Source organism: Streptomyces sp. NPDC098101 (assembly GCF_044760185.1).
Taxonomy (GTDB): domain Bacteria; phylum Actinomycetota; class Actinomycetes; order Streptomycetales; family Streptomycetaceae; genus Streptomyces.
This window is the reverse complement of sequence record NZ_JBIWAS010000010.1, coordinates 81,308-102,999: the sequence shown is the minus strand read 5'-3', so window position 1 is coordinate 102,999 and position 21,692 is coordinate 81,308. Positions and strand designations below refer to the sequence as shown.

General features: G+C 73.0%; 19 protein-coding genes. 2 read left to right on the top strand and 17 right to left on the bottom strand.

The features are described 5' to 3' along the window. Positions 1 to 743 precede the first annotated feature (743 nt). The 11 genes from ACIQVI_RS31630 to ACIQVI_RS31580 form a co-directional block, all read right to left on the bottom strand. Complete coding sequence (locus ACIQVI_RS31630) at positions 744 to 2,540, bottom strand: ABC transporter ATP-binding protein (protein ID WP_403602177.1); 1,797 nt, start codon at positions 2,538 to 2,540, stop codon at positions 744 to 746. Then, positions 2,537 to 4,276, bottom strand: a complete 1,740-nt coding sequence (locus ACIQVI_RS31625; RefSeq protein ID WP_403602174.1) for an ABC transporter ATP-binding protein/permease — start codon at positions 4,274 to 4,276, stop codon at positions 2,537 to 2,539. Before ACIQVI_RS31625 ends, ACIQVI_RS31630 begins: the two co-directional genes overlap by 4 nt. Further along, positions 4,273 to 5,580, bottom strand: coding sequence for a SagB/ThcOx family dehydrogenase (locus tag ACIQVI_RS31620; protein WP_403602171.1), 1,308 nt, complete (start codon positions 5,578 to 5,580; stop codon positions 4,273 to 4,275). Before ACIQVI_RS31620 ends, ACIQVI_RS31625 begins: the two co-directional genes overlap by 4 nt. 8 nt (positions 5,581 to 5,588) lie before the next feature. Next, positions 5,589 to 6,968, bottom strand: coding sequence for a YcaO-like family protein (locus tag ACIQVI_RS31615; RefSeq protein WP_403602168.1), 1,380 nt, complete (start codon positions 6,966 to 6,968; stop codon positions 5,589 to 5,591). After that, complete coding sequence (locus ACIQVI_RS31610; RefSeq protein ID WP_403602164.1) at positions 6,965 to 8,446, bottom strand: CocE/NonD family hydrolase; 1,482 nt, start codon at positions 8,444 to 8,446, stop codon at positions 6,965 to 6,967. Before ACIQVI_RS31610 ends, ACIQVI_RS31615 begins: the two co-directional genes overlap by 4 nt. Further along, complete coding sequence (locus ACIQVI_RS31605; RefSeq protein ID WP_403602161.1) at positions 8,443 to 9,360, bottom strand: hypothetical protein; 918 nt, start codon at positions 9,358 to 9,360, stop codon at positions 8,443 to 8,445. Before ACIQVI_RS31605 ends, ACIQVI_RS31610 begins: the two co-directional genes overlap by 4 nt. 92 nt (positions 9,361 to 9,452) lie before the next feature. Further along, on the bottom strand, positions 9,453 to 9,566 hold the full coding sequence (amiA, locus tag ACIQVI_RS31600; protein WP_403602158.1) for a streptamidine family RiPP: 114 nt from the start codon (positions 9,564 to 9,566) through the stop codon (positions 9,453 to 9,455). A 58-nt stretch (positions 9,567 to 9,624) separates the two neighbouring features. Then, positions 9,625 to 10,446 carry an ABC transporter ATP-binding protein gene (locus ACIQVI_RS31595; RefSeq protein ID WP_403602155.1) on the bottom strand — a complete coding sequence of 274 codons (822 nt, stop codon included), beginning with the start codon at positions 10,444 to 10,446 and terminating at the stop codon, positions 9,625 to 9,627. A gap of 19 nt (positions 10,447 to 10,465) precedes the next feature. Beyond that, positions 10,466 to 11,473 carry a FecCD family ABC transporter permease gene (locus ACIQVI_RS31590; protein WP_403602152.1) on the bottom strand — a complete coding sequence of 336 codons (1,008 nt, stop codon included), beginning with the start codon at positions 11,471 to 11,473 and terminating at the stop codon, positions 10,466 to 10,468. An 11-nt stretch (positions 11,474 to 11,484) separates the two neighbouring features. Next, a complete protein-coding gene (locus ACIQVI_RS31585) occupies positions 11,485 to 12,561 on the bottom strand; it encodes a FecCD family ABC transporter permease (protein WP_403602254.1) in 1,077 nt (358 codons plus the stop codon). Positions 12,562 to 12,647: 86 nt separating this feature from the next. Continuing rightward, positions 12,648 to 13,625: an ABC transporter substrate-binding protein gene (locus tag ACIQVI_RS31580; protein ID WP_403602149.1), complete on the bottom strand. Its 978-nt coding sequence runs from the start codon at positions 13,623 to 13,625 to the stop codon at positions 12,648 to 12,650. A gap of 82 nt (positions 13,626 to 13,707) precedes the next feature. Here ACIQVI_RS31580 and ACIQVI_RS31575 point away from each other — a divergent pair, with 82 nt between their 5' ends. Beyond that, the gene (locus ACIQVI_RS31575; RefSeq protein ID WP_403602146.1) at positions 13,708 to 14,907 is read left to right on the top strand and encodes a hypothetical protein; all 1,200 of its coding nucleotides are present in this window, start codon (positions 13,708 to 13,710) and stop codon (positions 14,905 to 14,907) included. 150 nt (positions 14,908 to 15,057) lie between these two features. Here the strand turns inward: ACIQVI_RS31575 and ACIQVI_RS31570 are convergent, their stop codons facing one another. The 4 genes from ACIQVI_RS31570 to ACIQVI_RS31555 all read right to left on the bottom strand — a co-directional run bounded on the left by ACIQVI_RS31570 (position 15,058) and on the right by ACIQVI_RS31555 (position 19,079). Beyond that, complete coding sequence (locus ACIQVI_RS31570) at positions 15,058 to 16,653, bottom strand: phosphodiester glycosidase family protein (RefSeq protein ID WP_403602143.1); 1,596 nt, start codon at positions 16,651 to 16,653, stop codon at positions 15,058 to 15,060. Further along, complete coding sequence (locus ACIQVI_RS31565; protein ID WP_403602140.1) at positions 16,650 to 17,357, bottom strand: peptidase inhibitor family I36 protein; 708 nt, start codon at positions 17,355 to 17,357, stop codon at positions 16,650 to 16,652. The genes ACIQVI_RS31570 and ACIQVI_RS31565 overlap by 4 nt, the downstream gene beginning before the upstream one ends. 757 nt (positions 17,358 to 18,114) lie before the next feature. Next, a complete protein-coding gene (locus tag ACIQVI_RS31560) occupies positions 18,115 to 18,546 on the bottom strand; it encodes a hypothetical protein (RefSeq protein WP_403602137.1) in 432 nt (143 codons plus the stop codon). 383 nt (positions 18,547 to 18,929) lie between these two features. Continuing rightward, entirely contained in the window at positions 18,930 to 19,079 is a 150-nt protein-coding gene (locus tag ACIQVI_RS31555) for a hypothetical protein (RefSeq protein ID WP_403602134.1), read from the bottom strand. A 94-nt stretch (positions 19,080 to 19,173) separates the two neighbouring features. On the opposite strand from ACIQVI_RS31555, the gene ACIQVI_RS31550 reads away from it, so the two are divergent. Beyond that, positions 19,174 to 19,404, top strand: coding sequence for a hypothetical protein (locus ACIQVI_RS31550; RefSeq protein WP_351972373.1), 231 nt, complete (start codon positions 19,174 to 19,176; stop codon positions 19,402 to 19,404). A 1,391-nt stretch (positions 19,405 to 20,795) separates the two neighbouring features. Here the strand turns inward: ACIQVI_RS31550 and ACIQVI_RS31545 are convergent. Further along, positions 20,796 to 21,002 carry a hypothetical protein gene (locus ACIQVI_RS31545; RefSeq protein ID WP_403602130.1) on the bottom strand — a complete coding sequence of 69 codons (207 nt, stop codon included), beginning with the start codon at positions 21,000 to 21,002 and terminating at the stop codon, positions 20,796 to 20,798. A gap of 67 nt (positions 21,003 to 21,069) precedes the next feature. Continuing rightward, on the bottom strand, positions 21,070 to 21,639 hold the full coding sequence (locus ACIQVI_RS31540; RefSeq protein WP_403602127.1) for an EF-hand domain-containing protein: 570 nt from the start codon (positions 21,637 to 21,639) through the stop codon (positions 21,070 to 21,072). Positions 21,640 to 21,692 lie beyond the last annotated feature (53 nt).

Sequence of the window (21,692 nt, the reverse complement as noted above, 5' to 3'; positions counted from 1 at the left end):
GACGGTGTCGGAGTCAGCCTCGCCCATGGCGGGGCCGGTGTGAGCGACGGCCAGTGCGGGGGCGTCGTTGTTCCGGAGTCCGTGGACGGCGGCAACCTTGTCCTGGAGCAGCGGGACGGCCCCGCACGTCGGTGATGCCGACTTCGGGGGCGTCACCGGTGACCAGGACCGGGGTGCAGACGGTCAGTTCGGTCAGTGCCCGTGTGGCGGTGGCGGGGTGGAGGCGGTCTGCGATCCCGAGCAGGCCGACCGGGTACCCGTCTAGGACGACCACCTCCGTACGCCCGCTCCCCTTACAGTCCGGCGGCCAGGATGGCGGCGTCGCCGTGACTCTCCAGGACCTCGCCACGCCGTCGCGGCTGTACGTCCCGGCCCGGCTCCGCGAAGGGCCCTCCCCGGGCGGCGAGCTCGCCGCCGCCGTCGGCCTGCTCCCGCCGGCTCCGTTTGCTCCGCGAACGCCATGGCCAGTCGATGGTTTACGCCCGTTCCGTACGACAATCACGTCGCCGGGCTCCTCGGCTCCTCGGCTCCTCGCTCAGGCGCTCCACCACGTCGAGCACCTGCGCACGTGCGTGCACGATCTGTCCGCCGGGCAGGTACCCGGGTGAGGCGGGCTCGTGCGGTGGGCCACGGGGCCTTCGCCGCCGAGGCGCACTCAGGGCAGCGGCGGGATCCCGTTCCCGTCCCGGGCGAGGATCACGTCGCCCGGGACGCCGGGTCCGCCGCCTCGTCAGCCGTACCGGTCAGACTCCGTCCTCGGGTGCGAGGTCGGCCAGGTTGCGGTTCAGGGCGCTGTCGGGGCGGCCGGTGAGTTCTTCCCAGGTGCCCTCCTCCGCGATGTGTCCGGCTTCGAGGACGGCGATGCGGTCGGCGCGGCGGATGGTGGCGCGGCGGTGGGCGACGACGACGGTCGTACGGCCTTCCTGGCGGAGGGCGGTGGCGAGTTGGGCGTCACCGGTGTTGTCGACGTGGGCGGTGGACTCGTCCAGTATCAGGACCCTCGGCTGCGCCAGCAGGGCGCGGGCGAGGGCGATGCGGGCCCGCTGGCCTCCGGAGACGGTGGATCCGCGCTCGCCGACCGGGGTGTCCAGGGGCCCGATCCGGTCGACGCCGCACAGGCGGGCCGTCGCGGTGAGCAGTTCGTCGTCGGCCTCGGGGGCGGCGAGCCGCAGGTTGTCGGCGAGGGTGCCGTGGAAGAGGGGCGTCTCCTGTCCGACCAGTGCGACGGCGTCCCGGAGTTCGGCGTCGTCGATCTGGCGTATGTCGATGGGCTCCCCGTCGGCGGGTAGCAGTTGAACCGCGCCCTCGGAGGGGTCCCAGAGGCGTGCCAGGAGGTGTGCGCAGGTCGACTTGCCGGCGCCCGAGGTGCCCACCAGGGCGAGCGTCTGCCCGGCGGGGACGTTCAGTTCGACGGCGGCGAGGACCGGGCCTGCGCCGTAGTCGAAGCTCACGCCGTGCAGCCGGACGCCCAGCGGGCCGGGGGGAAGCGTACGGGGGGCGGCGGGTGGCGGGGCGAGTGCGGGCGCCCGGACGGCGGCTCCGACGCGGGCGGCGGCGGCGCGAAGGGACACGGCCTGGCTCAGGGACCGGGCCGACTCGGCGACGGGGACGAGAACGGCCAGAGCCAGCGCCGTCGCCGCCGGGGCCCACGCGTCCTCAAGACGTCCCGCGGCCATGGACCGCGCGGCCGCGACCACCACGCCGAGGACGGCCAGGACGATGAGGAGATCGCGGAGCGCGGCAGTGGCGGCTTCCCACGTGGCTTCGGCCCGCTGGGCCCCGCCGACCTGCCGCCCGCGTCCGGCCAGCTGCCGCCGCCGTTCCGCGAGGGTGCCGAAGGCGAGCAGTTCGCGCAGTCCGTCCACGGTCTCCACCGCGTCCGCGGACAGTGCGGCGACGGCCGTACGGGTGCGTGCGCCGCGTACGGCCCGTCCGCGCGCGTCGACGAAGGGGGCCGCCGCGAGGAGGACCGCGACCGGCAGGACGGCCGCGAGCAGCCAGGGCTCCACCGCGGCGAGGACCACAGCGCCGCCGGTGAAGGCCGTCGTCGCCGCGAGGAGTTGGGCGGTGGTGTGGGCGTAGAAGAACTCCAGTGCCTCCACGTCGGCCATGGCGGTGGCCGCGAGGTCCCCGCTGCGCCGCCCGGCGACCCGGGCGGGCGCGCTGCGGGCGAGGCCGTCGAAGACCCGCACTCGCAGGGCGGCGAGGACCCGGTAGGCCAGGTCGTGGGAGAGGTCCATCTCGCGCCAGGTCGCCAGGGCCCGTACGAGGACCAGGGCGACGAGGACGGTGACGGTGCCGGACGACGGGGCCTTCGCCTCGATGACGGCGGTGCCGACGGTGTGGGCGGCCAGCGTGACCAGGGCGACGAGGGAGCCCTGCTCCAGGAGGGCGGCGGCGCAGGTACGGATCGTCATGGCCCGGTGGCCGGCGAGGGCGGGCAGCAGGGCGCGCAACGCACCCCGTTCGTGCCCGCCCGTCCCGGCGGTGACGGCGGTGACGGCGTCGTTGGTGGTGACGGCGTCGTTGGCGTGGCTCATGCGGCGAGTTCTCCTCGGTGGGTGCGGCCCGCCTCGACGAGCCGGGCATAGACGCCGCCGGCCTCGACCAGACGGGTGTGGTCGCCGGCGTCCTCCACCCGGCCCGCGTCGAGGACCACGATGTGGTCGGCGTGCCGGACGGCGGCGAGCCGGTGGGCGATCACCAGGACGGTGCGGTCGCCCGCGGCGTTCAGCAGCTCACGGACGATGCCCGCCTCGCGGCGTTCGTCGACCGAGCTCGTCGCCTCGTCCAGGACGAGCACGGGGGCGTCGGCCAGCAGGGCGCGGGCGAGGGCGAGCCGCTGCCGCTGTCCGCCGGACAGGGTGGCGCCGCGTTCGCCGAGGACGGTGGCGTAGCCGTCGGGGAGGGCGGCGATCTCGTCGTGGACGCCGGCGGTGCGCGCCGCCGCCGTCAGGTCGTCGTCCGTGGCGTCCGGCCGGGCCATGCGCAGGTTGTCGGCGATGGTGGCGTGGAAGAGGTAGGTGTGCTGCGAGACCACCGCGACGCCCTGCCTGAGGGCGTCGAGGGAGTACTCGGCGGTGCGGCGCCCGCCGAGGACGACGCGGCCCGCGTCCGGGTCGTGGTGGCGCAGGAGCAGGGCGAGCAGGGTCGACTTGCCGGCGCCGGAGGGGCCGACGATCGCGGTCGTGCGCCCCGCCGACACGGTGAAGGAGACGCCGTGGAGGGCCGGCGCCGGCGCGCCGGGATAGGTGAACCGGACGTCCTCGAAACGCAGTTCGGGCGGTGCGGGCCAGTCGGCGCGGGCCGTCCCGGTGTCGTGGACGGCGGGTTCGGCGGTGCGCAGCGCCGCGATCCCGTCCGCCGCCGACACGCCCAGGTATCCGGCGTGCCACTCGCGCGCGAGGTCGCGGACCGGCCGGAAGCATTCGGAGGCCAGCAGCAGGACCAGGTAGGTTCCGGTCGCCGTGGTGGAGCCGCTGACGGCGGACCAGCAGGCGAGGACGGCGGCCGCCGCGGTGCCGCCCTGGATGGCGAGATCGGTGATGCCGGTGTCGACCAGGGAGACGCGCAGTTTCGCCACGGTCGACCGGTGCAGCGCCGCCGAGCGCTCCTCCAGACGCGCGCGGGTGCGTCCGACGGCGCCGGCGGCCCGCAGGGCCGGCATCCCTTGCAACGCTTCCAGGTAGTCGGCGCCCAGCTCCTCGTACGTGTCCCAGTGCTCCTTCCCCCGGGCGGCGAGGAGGCGGTCCCAGGCACGCGGGCCGAAGAGCGCCAGGAGCAGGGCGGGGACGAGGCCGAGCAGCACCATTGTTTCCACCGCGGCCAGGGCGGTGAGCACCAGGGGCGGCACGGTCAGGGTGATCAGGAGCTGGGGCAGGTAGCGGGAGACGTAGGCGTCGACGCCCTCCACGCCGTCGACCAGAGTGGTGCGGACGGCTCCGGCGCGCGCGCCCGTCAGGTGCGCGGGGCCCAGGCGCCCGAGGTGGGCGAGGAGTTCGTCCCGCAACGCCACCCTGACCTCGGCTCCGGCGCGGGCGGCCGTGCGCCGCTGCCAGGTGCCGAGTGCGGCGCGGGCGGCGACGGCGGCGAGGACCCCGCTGAGCAGCCAGGAGAGCCGCGCCGTCCCGCCGCCGGCGAGATCGGCGAGGGCGAGGGCCAGCAGGGCCGCCTGTGCCAGATGGGTGAGGGTGACGGCGCCTTGCAGGACGGTGGCGGTGAGCAGGGGGCGCCGGGCGCGTCGCGCGGCCCGGCGCAGCTCGGGGTGGACGGTCATGGGGTGTTCTCCTCTTCGACGTGGAGGGTGCCGAGGGCCAGTGCGTGGACGATCCAGTCCCGGCCGGGCGGGGCACCGAGGGCGGCGCCGAGGTCCGCCTGCTGCCAGGAGCCCACGGGCCGGGCGGCCAGACCGTGGCGGCGGGCCGTGACGTGGGCGAGGTGGACGGCGAATCCGGCCCGCAGGTGGGTGCGGCGGATGTGGGGCGCGTCGGAGTCCGCGGGGCAGCCGTGGGCGAGCAGTACGGCGCCCGCGTCGGCGATCCAGGACTGACCCGCTGCCCAGGCGGCCAGCGTCGGCCGGGCCTCGCCGGCCGCACACCGGCGCAGTGCCGTGCCGTCCGGTGTCAGCTCCATGAGGCCGGGCCGTGGGCGGCCGACGGCGGCGCACCACCGCAGGTCGCCGGCACCCGCCCGCGTGGCGGTGGCGAGGACCGCCCGCAGGACGTCCGGGTCCGGAGTGCCCGGCAGCGGCGGCGGGGCGCTGCGCCGGGCCAGCAACTCCCCGGACGTGGGCGCGCTCTCCGGCCGGGTGCTCCGGGAGGCATCGAGGGGGCGCGCCGGGCCGGGTGGAGGAATCCGTACGGCGGCGAGCGGGCTCCCGGCGGCTCCGTCGAGCCGGAGTCCGGGCTCGCCGTGACCCAGCACACGGGCCGCCAGGAACAGCGCCGCTGCGGCGTGTCCGGTGTCGAGGAGGAGCAGCGGCCAGGCGCGGTGGCCGTAGTGGGAGACGGTGCGCCGGGCGGTGACGGAGAGTTCGGCGGTCAGGCCCGGGGGCGTCCCGGCGGGCTGCCGGCCGAGGCGGTGGACGCGGTGACGCAGGGGGTCGTAGCCGTAGCGGCCGGGCGGCAGGGAGCATCCGGTGCCGACGACGAGTTCGGTGTCCACCGGGTGCAGCGCCCCGGCGGAAGGGACCGGGCGCAGCCGTCCCGAGCCGTCCGATGCGGCCAGGGAGAGGCGCAGCAGGGCTCGTAGGTCGAGCCGGGTCGGGCCGGCCTGGGGAATCGGCAGCGGTGGTCCCGGCCAGGCCCGGACCGCCGGGCCCGCCGGGGTGTCGGGGCCGGGGTGCCGCGCGGAGCGGGCGTGCCGCAGAGCGGTGACGAGGTCCGCGGGAAGGCCTTCCCCCGGGCGGTACGTGTCTCCCGGGCGGCCCATGTCCGTCGGGTGGCCCGTGTCCGTCGGGCGGCTGTCACCGGGGTGTTTCGTGTCCGCCGGACGGCTGTCACCGAGGTGTTCGATGTCCGCCGGGCAGTCCTCGAAGCGGTGGTCTCCGCTTCTCTGGCGGTGGTGGTCGAGAGGCTCCATGGCGGTCCTCACATGTGGGGCGGAGGCGCCAGGGTGAAGTCCTCGGGGGCGCTCGGAGCCGTCGTCCGCCAGCCCCGTCGCACGGCAGCGTCGGCGAGCCGGGGGCAGCCGAAGTAGCCGAAGGCGGCGGGGGCGTTCGGCAGGAGGCCGGACACGAGGACCCGGGCCACCCGCAGGGACGTCTCGGCCACGTCCTCCGTGGTCAGGTCGAAGGTCATGAGGCGGTGGCCGCCCGCGTGCAGGGCCTGCTCCAGCCGTTCGCGGCTGCCGGGCTCGACGGCGTCGACGGGGACGGTCCCGAGGGCGGGGTCGGTGAAGCGCCGTGCCTCGCCCGCCATCCGTTCGTCCAGCCACACCTGCACGTGCGCGCCCAGGTCCCGCACGTGCTCGAACCGCTCGCCGCACGCGTCCAGGTACCGGCCGTCGGCGCGGTGCTCCAGGTAGAGCCCGCGGGCGAGCAGGCCGGCCTCGACGGCCTGGAAGACCCAGCCGTCGGGACCGGTCAGTCCCTGGGTGAAGACCCAGGTGTGGACGGCTTCGAGGACCGCCTTGCGGGCGGCTTCGGCCGGGTCGTACTTGCAGGCGAACCCGGCCGCGTACAGGCCCAGGCGCGGGTCGTGGACGAGGGCGGCCACGCACGGGGCGAACTCCGAGGGCATCTCGACGAGGTGGACGTCGAGCGCGGATCCGGCCAGGTCGTCCATGAGGCCGGGCACGCTGGCCGGGTCGATGCCGCGGGCCGGTCCGTCGAGGTGCCACCACAGTTCCAGGGCGTCGCGCTCGACGGTCTCCAGGAGGCCGCGTTCGACGGCGTCGTCGAAGCCCTGCCCCGTGGCGATGCCCGCGTAGTTGAGGTGGTGGGTGCGGGGCAGTCGGCGCAGGTCGCCCTGGCGCCAGTTGAGGTGGGTGAGGGCGACGGGCGCCCAGACCTCCGTGGTGCCCCCGGTGGGCAACCGCTCGGTACCGCGCGTCCACAGGGACGGGGTGTCGGCGGTGAGGCGGCGGTAGGGGAATCCGTCCCGGTCGTACTGCCACGGCGCGTACGCGGGGAGGTCGCCGGGGCCGTGGAGCCGCAGGCCCTTCTCGGTCAGTTCGGCGGCGGTGGCGCGCAGGGGTGCGTCGGGGTGGCCGGGCGGGGGGACGCGGTTGCCGCAGTACCGCTCTATCCCCTCGGCCACCGCGGCGAGGCGGGCCTGCCCGGGGTCGCCGAAGGTGGTGCCGAGGGAGACCCGGTCGGCCGGCCACAGGCCGAGTCTGCGGGCATCGGACACCTCGGCGGTGTACGCGGTGTAGCGGGGCGGGGCACCGGTGGGGTGTTCCACGGGCTCGACCTTGCGGACGATGCCGCAGACGGGGTCGACGAGTGCGTCGAGCGGCAGCGCCGTCATCGCAGGATCTCCTTGGCGGGGTCGATGGAATGGGGGCGGGAGGGCAGTACGTGCAGGGTCAGGGTCACGCTCGCCGGGTCGACTCTCCGCCGGGAGGCGAGCAGCCGGCCGGCCGTGACCGGGTCCTCACCGGTGTGGGGGTTGCGGGCGTGGGCCGGAAAATGGTGTCCGGCGATCTCGAGTCGCAGTCGCGTGCCGGCCGGCAGCCGACGTGTGAGCCGGCCCATTTCGACGGTGAACTCGTCGTCCGCCGGCTCCTCGCGCCGCAGGACGCCGAGGGCCAGCCGCTCGGCGGTCCCGTCGGGGGCGAGGGCGACGAGGCGGGCGGCCCAGTCGGCGGACGGGGTGTCGGCGGTGGCCCGCAGCCGTAGCCGTACGGGGCCGACGGCGTCGACCGGGCGCGGGAGCGGCGGGGTGGCCAGCAGGCAGCGGTCGGGTACTCCCCCGGTGGGGACGCCGAGGTCGTCGGAGCGGACGGGACGGTCGGGGTCGGCGGTGAACGCGGTGCCGTGCAGCAGCCGAAGCCGCCGCGTGTGCGGTTCCCCTTCGGTGCCCGCGGGCAGCCACAGGTCGCCGCTGCCGAGGGCGGACGCGCCGCGCCGACCGGGCGAGAGGCCGCCGGCCAGCGCCCGGTGGGCCCATCGCGCGTACAGCTCGCCGAGGACCAGCCGGTGGGCGGGGCCGGCGTCGGGGCCGGGCGTGGCGACGAGACCGTGCGCCCAGGGGCCGAGGAGGAGGCGGACCGAGGGCCCGCCCCAGGCGCGCCACAGGGCGAGGGTGTCTCCGGCGAAGTGGTCGTGGTGTCCCCCGACCGCGAGCAGGGGCACGTCGGCGTGCGCCGCCCGGGAGACGAGCCGGCCGCGCTCCCGCTGCTTCCACAGTCCGGTCCAGGAGGGGAGGCCGCGCCCCAGCCGCCCGGGGAGGCCGGTGAGGGGCAGCCGGGTGAGCAGGCCGGGATCCGCGGCGAGGGCCTTCTCCAGCGCGCCCTCTTCGCTGTCGCGTCGGTCGCCGTGGGCGGCCCACCAACCGGCGCGGGCCAGCAGCCGTTCCGCGCCGGAGGGTTCGCGGGCGGTGTCGGCGGCGCCGAGTGCGGGAACGGCGGCGATGACGGCGTCCGGCCGTGCCTCCGCCCCGCCCTCCGCCTCCAGGGCGAGGACGAGGGCGCAGTGGGCGGCGTAGGAGGCACCGACGGCGACGTACCGTCCGTCGCTCCACGGCTGTCGCCGGATCCAGCGGGCGGTCACCGCCCCGTCGGCGGCCTCGTTCTCGTACGGGCGCCACTCCCCCGCCGAGGCGAACCGGCCCCGCACGTCCTGGACGACGGCGGCGAAGCCCCGGCGGGCCCAGCCGCGCGCCTCGGCCGCGTGCCGGGTGCGGTCGTAGGGGGTGCGGATCAGGACGGCGGGGAAGGGGCCGGCCCCGTCGGGCAGGTACGCGTCCGTGGCCAGGCCTTTCACCGCTGTGGCGAAGGACGTCATCCGTCCTTCCTCGGTATCGGCGCGGCGGCGGGCACCGGAAGGACGGGGTGTTCGGTGACGCACGAGGTGCGCAGGTCCACGTGCCGGAGCCGGCGCCGGGCCGGGAAGCCGGCCGTGTCGGGGGTCCCGGTGGCCCACCGGCTGAGATCGTCGGCGAGGAGGGCCGCGAGGAGCGCGGCGGCGGGGACGGTGAGCCGGACCGGTTCGCCCGAGGTACGGGGCCCGTTCCAGTAGGCGGTCAGTTCGCGGTGGGCGGGGGTCGCCGCGAGCCGACGGGCGCGTACGTGAGCGGAGGTGACGTCGCCGGGGAGTGCGGCGAGGGGCTCGACGTACGCCTGCCAGCCCTCGCGGTGACAGCGCAGCCAGGCGACCCCGTGGTCGGGGAGTCGGTCGGCGGCGTCCCACAGTCCGTCGGGTACGGGGCCGTCGAGGCACCACACGACGGCGGCGGGGTTCCCGTCGAGGAGGTCCTCTATTCGCGTCGTCGCCCCGTCGGGTGCGGTCGCGGCGGGTGCGGTCACCGCGGGCGCGGTCCGGGGCTCGGCGCCCAGGGCGGCCAGGTGAGCGGCCAGCGGACGGGTCAGGACCGGGGTGCCGAGGAGACGGATGTCCCGGCGCTCTGCGGGCCACTGCGGACTCCGCGGCTCGGCCGCCAGGTAGCCCGCCTTCTCGAAAGCCGCCACGAGGCGGTGCAGTTCCTCCCCCGGACGGCCCTCCAGCCGGTCTTCCGGCAGGGCATCCGGCCGGTCCTCCGGCAAGTCGGAGTCTGCCCCGGTCAGCGCGGAGAGGAGGGTGTCGCCGTCCGTGTCGCGCGTCCTGATGCTGAGGAACTCTCCGTCGGCGGTACGGACGGCGAGACCCCGCCCGGGCACGTCGACGACTTCGACACCTGGTGCGAGCCGGCTGCGGGACACGGTGATCCTCCTGAGGGAAAGGGCTGTCACGGGCGTGGGCCCGCCCGTAAGGCAACGGGCGGGCCCACGGTCGAAGGCGGTGGGGCCTTCGCTTACTCCTCGGTGTCCTCGAAGGGGTTCTCGACGAGGGCGTTGGAGTGGGTGGCCGAGGCGTGGGCCAGCTGACCCGGGTCGGCGATCGGGGTGAAGATCTGCTCGTTCTCCATGAACTCTCCTTGTTTCAAAGGGAGATGAGGCGTTCGGTCGAGCGCCACAACTCGAACACTAATGGAACTGATTTTCATTTTCCAATGCCGGGAGAGGGTGATCTGGGTAACACACCGGCCAGCCGCCCTCGGGATCGACGCCGACGCGGCCGGCCACCTTCAGCACGTCTGCGAGCAGGCCCGGCGTGACCACGTCCTTCGGCGTTCCGTCCGCCACGACGAGGCCTTCGCGCAGGGCGACGATCCGTTCGGCGAAACGGGCGGCGTGCGCCAGGTCGTGCAGCACCATCACCACCGTGAGTCCGCGTTCTTCGCGCAGGCGGACCACCGTCCGGAGCACGTCGAGCTGGTGGTGCAGGTCCAGGTAGGTGGTCGGCTCGTCGAGCAGCAGGACGCGGGTGTCCTGGGCCAGCGCCATCGCCAGCCGCACTCGCTGCCGCTCGCCCCCGGACAGGTCGTCCACGTCCCGGTCGACCCACTGCTCCACCCCGACGTCGCGCAGCGCCCGGTGCACCACGGGATCGTCGCCCTCGCGCAACATGCCCAGGGGGCCGCGTGCCGCGTAGCGCCCCTGCCGCACCAGGTGCCGGACCGTCATTCCCGGTACGGCGGGCGCCGCCTGGTGCAGCAGCGCCACCCTGGCCGCCGTGGCGCGCCGGGACAGGGCGGCCAGGTCGTCCCCGCCGAGCAGCACCCGCCCCCGGTCGGGCCTCAGCAGTCCGGCGGCCAGGCGCAGCAGGGTCGACTTGCCGCACCCGTTGAGGCCGATGAGCGCGGTCAGCTCGCCCGGCCGGACCGTCAGGTCGACACCCCGCAGCACCGGTCGGGCGGGGTATCCGAAATGGACCCCCTGGACGTGTATCCCCATGGAGTCGGTCATGCTCGTGTCCTCCGTCGATTCAGAACGTGCGGCCCGGCGCGCGGCGCACGACGGCCAGCAGCAGGGCGGCGCCGAGACAGGCGGTGAGGGCTCCGACCGGGAGCGTGAGCCGGTCGGCGTCCAGCACCAGGGGCAGCAGCCGCGAAGACAGCTGCGCCGCGGCGTCCGCCCCGCAGACGACGACCGCTCCCAGCAGGGCGGTACCGGGAAGGCCGACCCGCAGGTCCGCGCCGAAGAGGGCCGTGGCGAGGTGCGGGACGAGCAGTCCCACGAAGCCGAGCGCCCCGACCGCCGCCACGGCCCCCGCGGTCAGCGCCACCGCGCACAGCAGGGCGAGGGTGCGGGCCGGACGGGCGGAGAGGCCCGCGGCCCGGGCGATGTCGTCACCGCAGCGCAGCAGGGTCAGCGGCCCCGCGAGGAGCCAGGCCGCCGTCCCCCAGGCCAGCGCCCACGGCCACAGGAGGTGCCAGTGTTCCCAGACCCTCCCCTCGGTGGTGCCGACCAGCCACTGCACGACGCTGCCGAGTTCTCCCGGCTCCACGAGCAGCACCATGGCGGTGAGTCCACCGAGCACCGCCGACACCAGGACTCCGTACACGGCCGTCTGCGCCGGGTCGCCGCCCGCCCGGCCGACGAGCAGCCACAGCAGCAGCGCTCCGGCGCAGCCGCCCGCGCAGGCGGCGAGCACCACGGCCAACGGAGAGTCCCACCCGGCGAGCCCCAGAGCCGTCGCGGTGACGGCCCCCAGTACCGCTCCGGGGGTCACACCGGTCACCTCCGGGCCGGCGAGCGGATTGCGCAGCGCGGATTGGAGGATCAGCCCCGCCACGGCGAGGGACGCGCCCGCCCCCAGGGCCACCAGCGTTCTGGGCAGCCTCAGTTGCCAGAAGATGTGGCGTTGCGTCGGGTCACCGCCGCCGCCCAGCACCTCCCAGACGGCGCTCGGGGACATGCCGCGCCCGGCCACCAGTTCCACCGCCGCGCAGACGACGGCCAGGGCCGCGAGGGCCGCGAAACGCCGGCTCACCACGCGTCCTCTCACCGTGCGTCCTCCGTTCCGTTGCTCCTCGCGGGAGGCGGGACGGCACCGGGAGTACCGGGTTCGTCGCGCCGGTCCGGCCCCGGCGCCGGGCCGCCGGAGCCGCGCCGGCCGCTCCGGCCACCAGGACCCGACCTCATCAGGGCGACCCCCGCCGGGACCCCCAACAGGGCCGTCCAGGCTCCGGCCGGGGTCTCCACCGGTGCCAGCGCCAGCCGGGCGGGGACGTCGGCGACCGCCACGACGACGGCGCCCCAGGCGGCGGACCACGGGAGCCAGCGCACCGCTCCCGCAGCCGGGTCGAACCACCGGGCGAGGTGCGGGGCGAGGAACCCCACCCAGGCGACGGGGCCGCACACGGCCGTGACCGGTCCGATCAGCACGACGGCGATGGCGAGCGCCGCCAGCCTGGCCCGGTGGACGCGCACGCCCAGCGCCTCGGCGTCCTCGTCGCCCAGCCGCATGACCGAAAGCACCGGAGCGCAGAGCACGAGGGCGGGCACCACGACGAGCAGCCACGGCCACAGCCCGGCGACGTCGTCCCAGGTGCGGGCGGAGAGGGACCCCAACAGGTAGCGGTAGATGAGCTGGAGGTCGAGCTGGTCCGCCATGACCATCAGTACGAGCAGTGCGGCCTGCAAAGCGGCGGCGACCGCCGCGCCCGTCAGCAGCACCGCGGACGGGCCGCGCCCGAGCCCGGCGGCGAGCAGGGTGAGCCCGCCGCCGAGCGCGGCGCCGCCGAGGGCCAGCGCGGGCTGCGCGGCGGCGGGCAGTGACAGGCTCAGCACCAGCGGCGCCGCCACGCCGAGCGCCGCCCCCGAGGACACGCCCAGCATTTCGGGCACCGCCAGGGGATTGCGCAGGGATTCCTGGAGCACGAGGCCCGCCGCGCCCAGACAGGCTCCGGCGATCAGGGCCAGCAGCAGTCGCGGGACGCGGAGTTCGGTGAGGACGATGCCGGCGAGCGTGGTGTCCCCGTCCATCATCGCGCCGGCAAGCCGGTGCGGCGGGAGATAGGGAGTACCGAGGCACAGCGTGCACACCGATGCGACGATCAGTGCCCCCGTCACCAGCAGGGGCTGCCATCCCCTCGCATCCGGCCGGGATCTCCGCGCCCTTCCGCCCGGGCCGTTGGCCGCGCCGGGCGTCGAGAAGGCCGCCTTCACCGCAGCGCGGCCGTGGCCTCGTCGAGGACGAGGCCCATGGAACGGGTGCCGCGTCCCTTGGCCCACACCTCCGGGTCCACCTCGTGGACGTCACCGTTCCTGACGGCCGGGATCTTGTTCCAGAGGGGGTTCTTCGTCAGCTTCTCCGACAGCTTTCCGTCCGGGCCGCCGAAGCTCATCGTCTCGACGAACAGGACGTCGACGTCCTTGGCGAGGATCTCTTCGAGGCTGTAGGCGCCCTCGACGCCGCGGGACTTCCAGGGGTAGTCGGTGATCCGGGGAAACAGGCTGGCCGTCACGTCGGCCTCCGGTGCGGCGACGCCGAAGTTCTCGTCGCTGCCGTAGATGATCAGGGCGGTCTTGTCGCTCGGAGCCTTCTCCGCCTTCGCGAGCTTGGTCCGGAAGGCCCGTTCGGCCTTCTCCCCTTCGGCGGTGCGGCCGGTGAGGGCCGCGGTGTCGCGCAGGTAGCCGACGCTGTCCTGCCACGTCTCGGGCTGCATGGCCCAGAAGGTGGTGGCGCCCTTCAGCGCGGGTGCCAGCTTGCCGTGGGTGTCCCCCAGGCCGATGACGAGGTCCGGCTTGTGGGAGAGGATCGCCTCGACTTCCGGGGCGATGAATCCACCGGGGACGACGCCGACCTTCTCGGCCCGCTCCTCCCCGAGGAAGGCGGGGTGGGCGAGCAGCGCGCTGTTGGTGGCGGCCGGGACGATGCCGAGTTCGGTCAGGATGTCGTCGCAGAGCGCGAACAGGCAGACGATGCGCTCCGGTCGCTTCCGCAGGGAGACCTCGACGCCGTTCACGTCGGTGATCTCCGTGGCCGCCTCGATGGGTTCGACGGTGACCCCGGTCTTCGCGTCCGGCCGCGCCTTGCCGGTCGCCGGCTCCTCCGCGGGTGAGCCGCAGCCGACCAGGACGGAGCCCACCACCGCCGCGGCAAGCCAACTACGAACGTACTTCGACGGTGCGCGCAGCATCGACGCCTCGCTTCTTCTCGAAAACTGGAACGCACCGAACATACATGATAATCGTTTTCACTAAACAGGCCTTGGAGGACCCATGACGGCTACCGCTTCCACACTCCTCGTGTCCGACCACGTGGACGGGTCCGTGTACGCGGCGAGCGTGCCGGACGGCACCGTCACGGCGCGCTTGACCGGGCGCCATCTCTCGGAGCACGCGGGGTTCCTGGCGCTGCCGGGAGGGCGGGCGGCATGTGTGGACGACCGTCGCGGGGAGCTGCTGATACTCGACCCGTTCGGTGACGAGCTCGTGGAGAACGCGATTCCGGTCGCGGTGCCGGCCGAGCACCTGGCCTGCGATCCGTCCGGTCGCCGGCTGGTCGTCACGACCGGCCTGGGCGAGAACGCGGAACCGTGGTCGGACCTCTTGACCGTCGTGGATCTGGCCACCGGGGAGGCCGCGCGGGTACGCACACGGGTCGGCGAACCGGGCGTGACGGTACTGGGCGGCGGCGATCCGCTCGTCGTACTGCGGCACAGGGAACCGGGCGCGCTGGCGGTCCACCGGTTCGCGGATCTCCTCGCGGCTCCGCCCGGCTGCCCCGTGGTCACGCCCCACGCGATCCTGGCGCTGCCGGGCGACGGGCACGGTGACGCGCAAGACCCCGGCTCGGGAAGGGTGTTCGCGGCCACGGGTGCGGGAGTGCACTCGGCCCGAAGGCGGGGGGACGCGCTCGTGGCCGGGCCGGTGATTCCCTGGGAGTCGCCCGCCCGGGGCTGGTACCTCCGTCTCGACACCCGTCGGCCGGCGCTGTGGACCACCCTGCGCGGGGGCGATCCGGACCCGCTGCGGTGGCCGGACTGGACCAACCGAGCATGGCGCCACGACCTGGAGACGGGCCGTACGTCCCTCACCGAGCTCGGTCCCGGCCTGGTGTTCCGGCTGGCTCTCGCCCGGAACGACACCGTCTTCACCCGCGTCCATCCCGACGGGGACGAACTGATCCTTCTGGGCTCCGACAACGCCCTCCGCCGCGTCCCGCTCCCCGCCATGAACGGCGCGCCGAGGCACGGCGGCACCCCCTGGGAGGGTGTGGAACGCCGTGCGGTCGCGGCGTCACCGGGGTCCGACTGGGCGGCCGTCACCCGGGGCGGTCACGGCGAAGTGCACCTGGTCGACGTGAGGACGGGACACGAGGCGACCCGGCTGCGGCTGAGCACCCCGCTGCACCACGGCGGCCACATGCTGCTGCTCAGCCGCGATGACGGCGCCGACGGTGATCCGGTGGGCCGTTGACGCGGCGCCGGTAGCCGACGTCGTCCGGACCCCTTTCCGGGACGCCCCCGACGACCGTGAACCGCACGTTCCGCGGCGAAAGCCCCCACCGGTGATCCGGTGGGGGCTGCACGCTGCTGAAAGGAGCAGGAAGGACGGAGGAAGAGGGCTTCAGCCGCCCGGGGTGACGACCTCTCCCCCGAGGCCCACGTACACGGTGTCGAAGACCGGACGGTGCTTGAGGTCCGTCAGGCCGCTGTAGCGGCGGTAGTTCGCCGCCGTGTCGGCCGGATTGTCGTTCTTCTGCCGGATGAGCAGGGTGGTGGAGCCGCCGCCGTCCAGGTTGATCGCGTCCATCACGCCCAGCTGCGTCAGCGGCTTGGTGACGTCCGCGAAGAAACCTCCGTCGAAGACCGCGATGTCGGCCTCGCCCGTCACGGGGTTCTCGTCACGGGGTCCGGTGAGGGTCGCGAGCACGGTGCGGCCCTGGGCGTCCACACCCACGACCGTCCGGGAGTCCTTGCAGATGATCTGCTCGCCCTGGCTCACCAGGCGCGCGCACGACGTCGGGTTGCCCTGGCCGTCACGGTCGCTCGGGAACTTGTTCACCCCGTTCATGATCAGGCGGTGACCGCCGGAGACGATGTCCACGGACTCGTCGAGCGGTATGTCACGGCCCTCGAACGTGTCGGTGACCTTCTGCTCCAGCGTGAGCTTGGCACCCGCGGCGTACATCTCCTTCAGCCACGCGGTCGGCTGTGTACCGACGACCTGGAGGACGTGCTTGCCCTTGGGAACGTCCTTGCCGCCGCGGACGGTGCTCCAGGTGGAGGGCCGGGTCAGACTGCCGTCCGGCTCGATGACGACCTCGAAGCCCTCGGAGTTGTCCGAGCCGATCGCGGGGTTCAGGTCCGGCTTCGGGGTCTTCATCCCGTACCGGTCGTTGAAGAGGACGAACTCCGTCGGGTCCTGGTAGGCGGTCATCGACCGGCCCTCGGAGTCCGTGTACTTGCGTCCCTCCGCGTCGTTCGGGTCGTTGGGGTCCTTGTCGCCGACCCCGTCCGTCTCGTCGCGCGGGCAGGCCAGTGCGCCGCCGGGGTTGCGGTTGACGTCGTCGACGACCTGCCGGACGGGTCCCCCGGCCGCCGGGGCCCGGTCGCTGGTGACGGCCATGCTCGTCGACACCTCCGTGATGTACGGGATGCCGTACTGGAGGACGAGGGACCGGCGGCTGGCCTTGTCGGGGTTGCAGGCCGCGCCCAGCAGGACTCCGTCCCGGACCGTCGCGCCGTAGCTCTGCACCGATTCCTCCTCCCCCGCGGCGGCTTGGGCGTGGCGGCCCTCGGGGGAGAAGAAGCTGCCGTTGATCCCGGCGACGGGGAGGTTCTTGTTGAGGTTGAGCTGGTCGCGGACGATCTCGGCATCGCCGGCGGCGCGTCCGTACGAGCTCTCGATCCGCAGGGCGCCCTTGGCGGGGTCGACGCGCAGGACGTTGAGTTCGCGGCGCGGCTTTCCGTGGCGGAGGTCGCCCGGCGGCGGGGTGGCCTCCCGGTAGCGGAAGTGCTCGACACCGGGGGCGAGGATCTTGTTGCCGTCCGTGTCGGTGATCGCTTCCCAGCCGACCAGCGGCGGTGCGGCCGTGGTGGCGACGGCGGCGAGCGGGCCGGGGAGGGTCACGACGAGCAGGGCGGTCGCCAGGGCGGTGGCACCGGCTAGCGCGGTACGGCGGGTGGCGCTCTGGGCGGTGCGGTGGAGGGCCGTGCTCACGAGCAGTCCTCCTTGGTGCTGAATCGGTGGGAGTTGAAGGTGTTGGCGTGGCTCCCGCTGATCGAGGTCGCGTCGCCCGGCAGCACGCGGAAGGGCCGGTCCGCCGCGGTGAGCTGGTCGAGGTGCTTGGTGTAGAAGCACGCCGTCTTGTCGGTACGGTTGACGACCGATTCGACCTGGTTGCCCCAGACGTCGGGGTGGTAGGCGCGGTAGTCCTGGGTGACGCCGGTCGTCCGGCCCCGGCCGGACGGCTCCTGGAAGAGGCACAGCGTGTCGTCGGCGCAGCGCTCGAACCCGGTGAAGCAGTGGCCCTGCGAGGGGGCCAGCTTGTGCGAGTTCACCTTGCCGCCGAGGTTCGGGGCGAGGGCCGCCAGGTTGCCCTTGGCCCCGGGCGCCACGGCCTTCACCTCGCCGCCGGAGCGGGAGTCGGCGTAGAGGCAGGCCCAGTAGGGCGAGTTGTTGTACAGGGACTCGGCGCGGTTGCTCCACGCGCCGTAGGACTGGGCATCGGCGTTCGCGGTCACTCCGTACGGGTGCACCGCATCGCCCTCGTCACTGACGCCGTCAGCGGCGCTGTAGAGGCAGAGGGAAGCGGTCGGGCAGGCTTCGTACCCGGCAGCACTCGCGGGCCAGGCCACGAGCGCCGATCCGAACAGCGCCAGGACGCTCGCCGTCAGGGCGGCGCGCAGTGTGGTGATCTTCAAGGTTCTCCTACGTGGGTTCCAAGGCGTTCGCACGGGCCGGGTCCGGCAGGACCCATGACGGGTCCCGGCGGCACTGCGGTGAGCCCCCAGCCACACTGGGGTGAGCAGCACGCGACATGTGGTCGCAGCGCACGTGGCAGGAACTGTGCGTACGCGGCCGGCGAAGCTGTGACATCGGCGACGAGGCGCGGCGCGGGCCGTGTGAACAGGCACATTGTCGTTCGCCCGGGCACCCGGAACAAGTGGCTTTGTCAAGGAGCGCTGCGCAGGGCCCAACGGGTCTGCCCGGGCGCGAGGGGCCTTTCGGAGGAGCTTGGCGATCCCGTACCGGTCCTGGCGGACTGCGCAACAGAAGAAGTCCCGCAGCAGGCGGGCCACTCGGATCTGTGCGGCCGTCTTCGGCCAGGTGGTCTCGGCCGCGTCAGGCAGGCTCTTCAGTCCGTCACAGACCGACGGCAGGACGTCGCCCGCGCCGCGGTTGCCGATCTATGCGAGGGCGTGTGTCCCGGGGGCCGTCGGCCAGGACCACCCGTCCGCCCCGCTTGGCGACGTCCCTCAGGTCGCGGTCCGGGGACAGGGCCCGAGCGGCGAGCAGTCCGACCAGCGTGTCGCGCCAGTGGCTGGCGGAGGGCTCGGGCACGTTGTCGCCGCCGGTCGTGTCGGCCGGGCGCCGATCGTGGCGCAGTGCGTCCCGGGAGGACCACTGCGATCCTTCCGGGCGGCAGAATCCGTCACCTGGACCGGATCGGCCCCGTCGCTAAAGCTCGTAGTCCTGCGCCAGTTCCTCCCAGCGAATACTGCGCAGCCCGAGGTCGGCGTTCTCGCCCGACGGGACGTCCAAGCCGGTCTGGAACCAGATCACGATGAGAGCGGAACGGTACAGCACCGGGTCGAGTTCGGAGGCGACCTCTGTCGAGTGGAAGGCCCCGACGCAGGCCACGGAAGGAAGTACCTCAACGGGGCCGAAGGCGCCGGCAGGCTGGTCGGGGTACTCGCGGGAAGGTGGAACCAGATGAGCCGGCGTGGAGGGAAAAGCACGCTCGGCCTGTAGCTGGAGACTCCTGACCTTCATGTCATTGATGAGCTTGCACGGGTAGCCCTCCAGCATCCCTCCGTAGGTCGAAGACATTCGCAGCTCGGTGAGCGCGATCGAACGTCCAGACAAGAGGTCTATGCGGCTCAATGACATGCCGACACCCTATGTCCAAGATTCACTTCCGATACACGTCCTGGCCGGTGATGTGCTGTTTCCGCAGGCGCGGTCAAGGAGCTCGTGGTTCAACAAGCAGTGCGACTGGGGTGTTCGTCAGATCTTTGGAGCCCGCAGACAGCGGCTTCGGCCGGCGCGGGTCGGTGGCCGCTTCCCGTCCGGCGGCAAGGGCGATCAGTGCGGTGGCGTTGCCCGTGTACGCGCGCGGTGGACGACGCCGTCGACCAGGCACTCGGCGAGTCGCACGGGTCACCGTTCAGGTAAGCGGCCAGGTCGTGATCGGCGAGGCTCGTAGCCGCCGTCGGAGGCGAGCAGCAGCCACTCCCCACGGTCGTCATGCCCGTGGCGGCACGACGACCGGTCTACGCACCGCCCCAGGTGTCACCGGAGTCCCCACCACCGCCGTGCCGCCACGGTTCCTCCGTCCCGAAGCGGACCCACAACAAGTAGGCACCGGTGCCCAGCGCCAGGAGACCGACCGGGATGGCAACTGCCAGCAATACGGTGACCACCACGTCCGCCTCCTTGACCGCGTCTCGGTAGTCCGCAGGGCGCACAATGGCCCTGCTGCCAACTTAACGGCACTGATCGGAGGTTGACCCGCTGATGCAATTCCTCATCGTCATCGGCGCGTTCGCAGGACTCCTGCTCATATCCCTCCTCCCGATGCTCGTCATCGGGGCACCCAAGGAGTGGTGCCGCACCTGCAAGCACCAGAGCTACGACCACAGGGACGGCACTGGAGAGTGCACGGGAGACGACTTCCCCGTAGGTGAGTTCACGCCGAGCGGCACCTGTCCGTGCGGGGAGTACGTGCCGAACAGAAAGCCTCGCTGACCGCGCTCAGCACAGTCGGCGCACACGCGTCATGAGATCGTCGGCGTGGTGCGCGCCGGCTCCGCCGTGGAGCGTGATGTGTGGCCGCCGTTCGTCCGCCTTCGCCTGTCAGTCGTCGTCGTCAGGGAACCCTACGGCTACGGCAGGCTGGAGGTAGTCCGCCGGGTCGAAGCCGCTGTCGTTCGGCTCCCGGGCGTTCATCCCCTCGTGGTGAACGAGCAGCAGCACACAATCGGCCGTGACAGCCGGGGGCAGTGCGTGCCCAGCCGTGGTACCGGAGGCGCAGCAGCGCCGGATACCGCGCGGAGACCAGGCCGGAGGGGGCGGCAGGTCTGTTCTGGAGGAGGGGGTGGTGCGGTCGAGGATGTCCCTCAGGTCGTGGGCGGATGCGGACAGCAGTATCGACTGGCACGGGTCGGTGTCCGTCTCCCATCCTGCGGTGAAAACTGGCGGGGTGTCCGTGAGTGGGAGCCTTCCCCGCGCGGACGGGGGCAACTGACGAAGGACAGTGGTGAGCCGGGCCCTGCCCAGTGAACAGGACGAGGCGATATCCGCGATCGTCGAGGCTTTCGGCACGACCGAGAAGAAGGCCGCCCGTACCCACCCCCCTCTGCTACGAACACCTCACCTGGAGCCGACCCTCCGGTTCTTCGGTCCGGTCCGGCTCGGCACAGGGGCGGTTCGCGACGACCGTGCCATCGGTATGCAACCTGCAATTGTCAGAAGTACCTGATGCTCGCGCATGTGCGTGAGATCCAACTCACCCGCCTGGCCGTCGGATCGAACCGGTCGGAGACCGCTTGCGGCAACCTGTTCCTGCCCGTACGGCGCGGCCTTGGCAGGGTCCTCCTGCCGAGGCCGGGCGTTCGTGCGGTGGGCGGCCGAGGCGGTCTGCGGCGTCATCACCGGCCCGGATGCGTTCGGCGTGCTCGGGTGGCATTGACGGTGCGAAGTGGCCTCGGATTTTCGGTCTCGAAGGGGCTGGCCATTGTGGATTGCGGGACTGCTGAGGTGGGGTCATGGGTCATGAGAGAGAATGCTGCGCATGACGACTTGAAGAGCACGAGCCGGTCGGCAGCAGTGGGCCAAGGTCGCGATCTGGGACACGGTCAGGGACGGTGATCGCCGAATCTGTGCTGCCTGCAGGACAGAAGTCCACTCCTACCAGTTTCGTCTCCATCCGCCCGAGTCTTCGATGTTTGAGCGGTGTATCGGCTTGGCATGGTGCTCCGGGTGCCGGATCTACTCCAGTGCGATGGTCCACATTCCCCGAGCACACGTCCTCGTCGACGCACTAGGGCCCCTGCCCGAGGACGAGTCTGCTCGACTGCGTCGCAGTGAGATCAGACTGGTCGATTACTTGGATCGCCAAGATCGCCAGCAGCCGTGATTCACATCCAGAAGGTGACGGTCATCCGTGAGGGCTGCTTCTTCGCCTCCTTCCCGGTCAGAACCTGGAACAACACCTCAGCGCCCCTCCGGTCAGACCTGAGACAGCCCGGCTCATCAACGCGGAGAAGATCGACACGCCCGTGACGGGCGATCGCCCTGGACAGCTGCTTCTCGTCCGCGACCTCGATGAACTTGGTGGCCAGCACATAGATGACATCCGGCCATGGCCGTGGTCGTCCCGATACCGATCAGAGGGGCGAGGTGGTCCGGTCGTCAGGTGAGGTCGGTTCCCGGGAGGCCGCCCGTCCACCAGTTTCCGGGAGCCTGCGGATCGCGGCTGCTCCAGTACTCGATCGTCGCCGTGATGAACTCCTCGGGCGAGAGCGTCCCGTCGCCGTCGCGGTCGAGGTGGCGGAAGGCCCTGTCCGAGGCCGCGCGGTCGAGACCGGGGAAGTGGCCGCGCTGGAAGGCGAAGAACTCGTCGGGGTCGACGCGCCCGTCGCCGTCCGCGTCCGCGAGGGACAGGAACGCCTCGGCGAGGGCTCCGACGGTGGCCCGCGCGGCGGCCGGGTCGTCGGCCAGCGCGGCGGTGGCGGTGATGAAGTCCGCGCGGTTGATCGCCTCGGCCCCCGGCGGAAGCGTGGGCAGGTGCAGGTCCCGCCAGATGGCGACGTACGCGGCGACGAGCCGGGCTTCCTCGGCCGATCCCTCCGGATGTCCGAGGGCACGCGCCGACGAACGGCCCATGAGGACGTGGTCGTCCTCGGTGAGCCGGCCGTCCCCGTCGACGTCGAGCCGGTCGAAGCCGTGGGCGATCTTGGTGATCAGCAGATCGTCGGACATCGGTTCCTCCTGAAGAGCGGGACAGTCGTCGGCATGGGTCTGCCACCGGTGCA

Excerpts from the sequence above, each read along its gene's own strand:
- ACIQVI_RS31560 (WP_403602137.1), bottom strand. The coding sequence starts at position 18,546 with ATGTCATTGAGCCGCATAGACCTCTTGTCTGGACGTTCGATCGCGCTC.
- ACIQVI_RS31620 (WP_403602171.1), bottom strand. The coding sequence starts at position 5,580 with ATGGAGCCTCTCGACCACCACCGCCAGAGAAGCGGAGACCACCGCTTC.
- ACIQVI_RS31580 (WP_403602149.1), bottom strand. The coding sequence starts at position 13,625 with ATGCTGCGCGCACCGTCGAAGTACGTTCGTAGTTGGCTTGCCGCGGCG.
- amiA (WP_403602158.1), bottom strand. The coding sequence starts at position 9,566 with ATGGAGAACGAGCAGATCTTCACCCCGATCGCCGACCCGGGTCAGCTG.
- ACIQVI_RS31540 (WP_403602127.1), bottom strand. The coding sequence starts at position 21,639 with ATGTCCGACGATCTGCTGATCACCAAGATCGCCCACGGCTTCGACCGG.
- ACIQVI_RS31630 (WP_403602177.1), bottom strand. The coding sequence starts at position 2,540 with ATGAGCCACGCCAACGACGCCGTCACCACCAACGACGCCGTCACCGCC.
- ACIQVI_RS31625 (WP_403602174.1), bottom strand. The coding sequence starts at position 4,276 with ATGACCGTCCACCCCGAGCTGCGCCGGGCCGCGCGACGCGCCCGGCGC.
- ACIQVI_RS31550 (WP_351972373.1), top strand. The coding sequence starts at position 19,174 with ATGCAATTCCTCATCGTCATCGGCGCGTTCGCAGGACTCCTGCTCATA.
- ACIQVI_RS31595 (WP_403602155.1), bottom strand. The coding sequence starts at position 10,446 with ATGACCGACTCCATGGGGATACACGTCCAGGGGGTCCATTTCGGATAC.
- ACIQVI_RS31615 (WP_403602168.1), bottom strand. The coding sequence starts at position 6,968 with ATGACGGCGCTGCCGCTCGACGCACTCGTCGACCCCGTCTGCGGCATC.
- ACIQVI_RS31575 (WP_403602146.1), top strand. The coding sequence starts at position 13,708 with ATGACGGCTACCGCTTCCACACTCCTCGTGTCCGACCACGTGGACGGG.
- ACIQVI_RS31610 (WP_403602164.1), bottom strand. The coding sequence starts at position 8,446 with ATGACGTCCTTCGCCACAGCGGTGAAAGGCCTGGCCACGGACGCGTAC.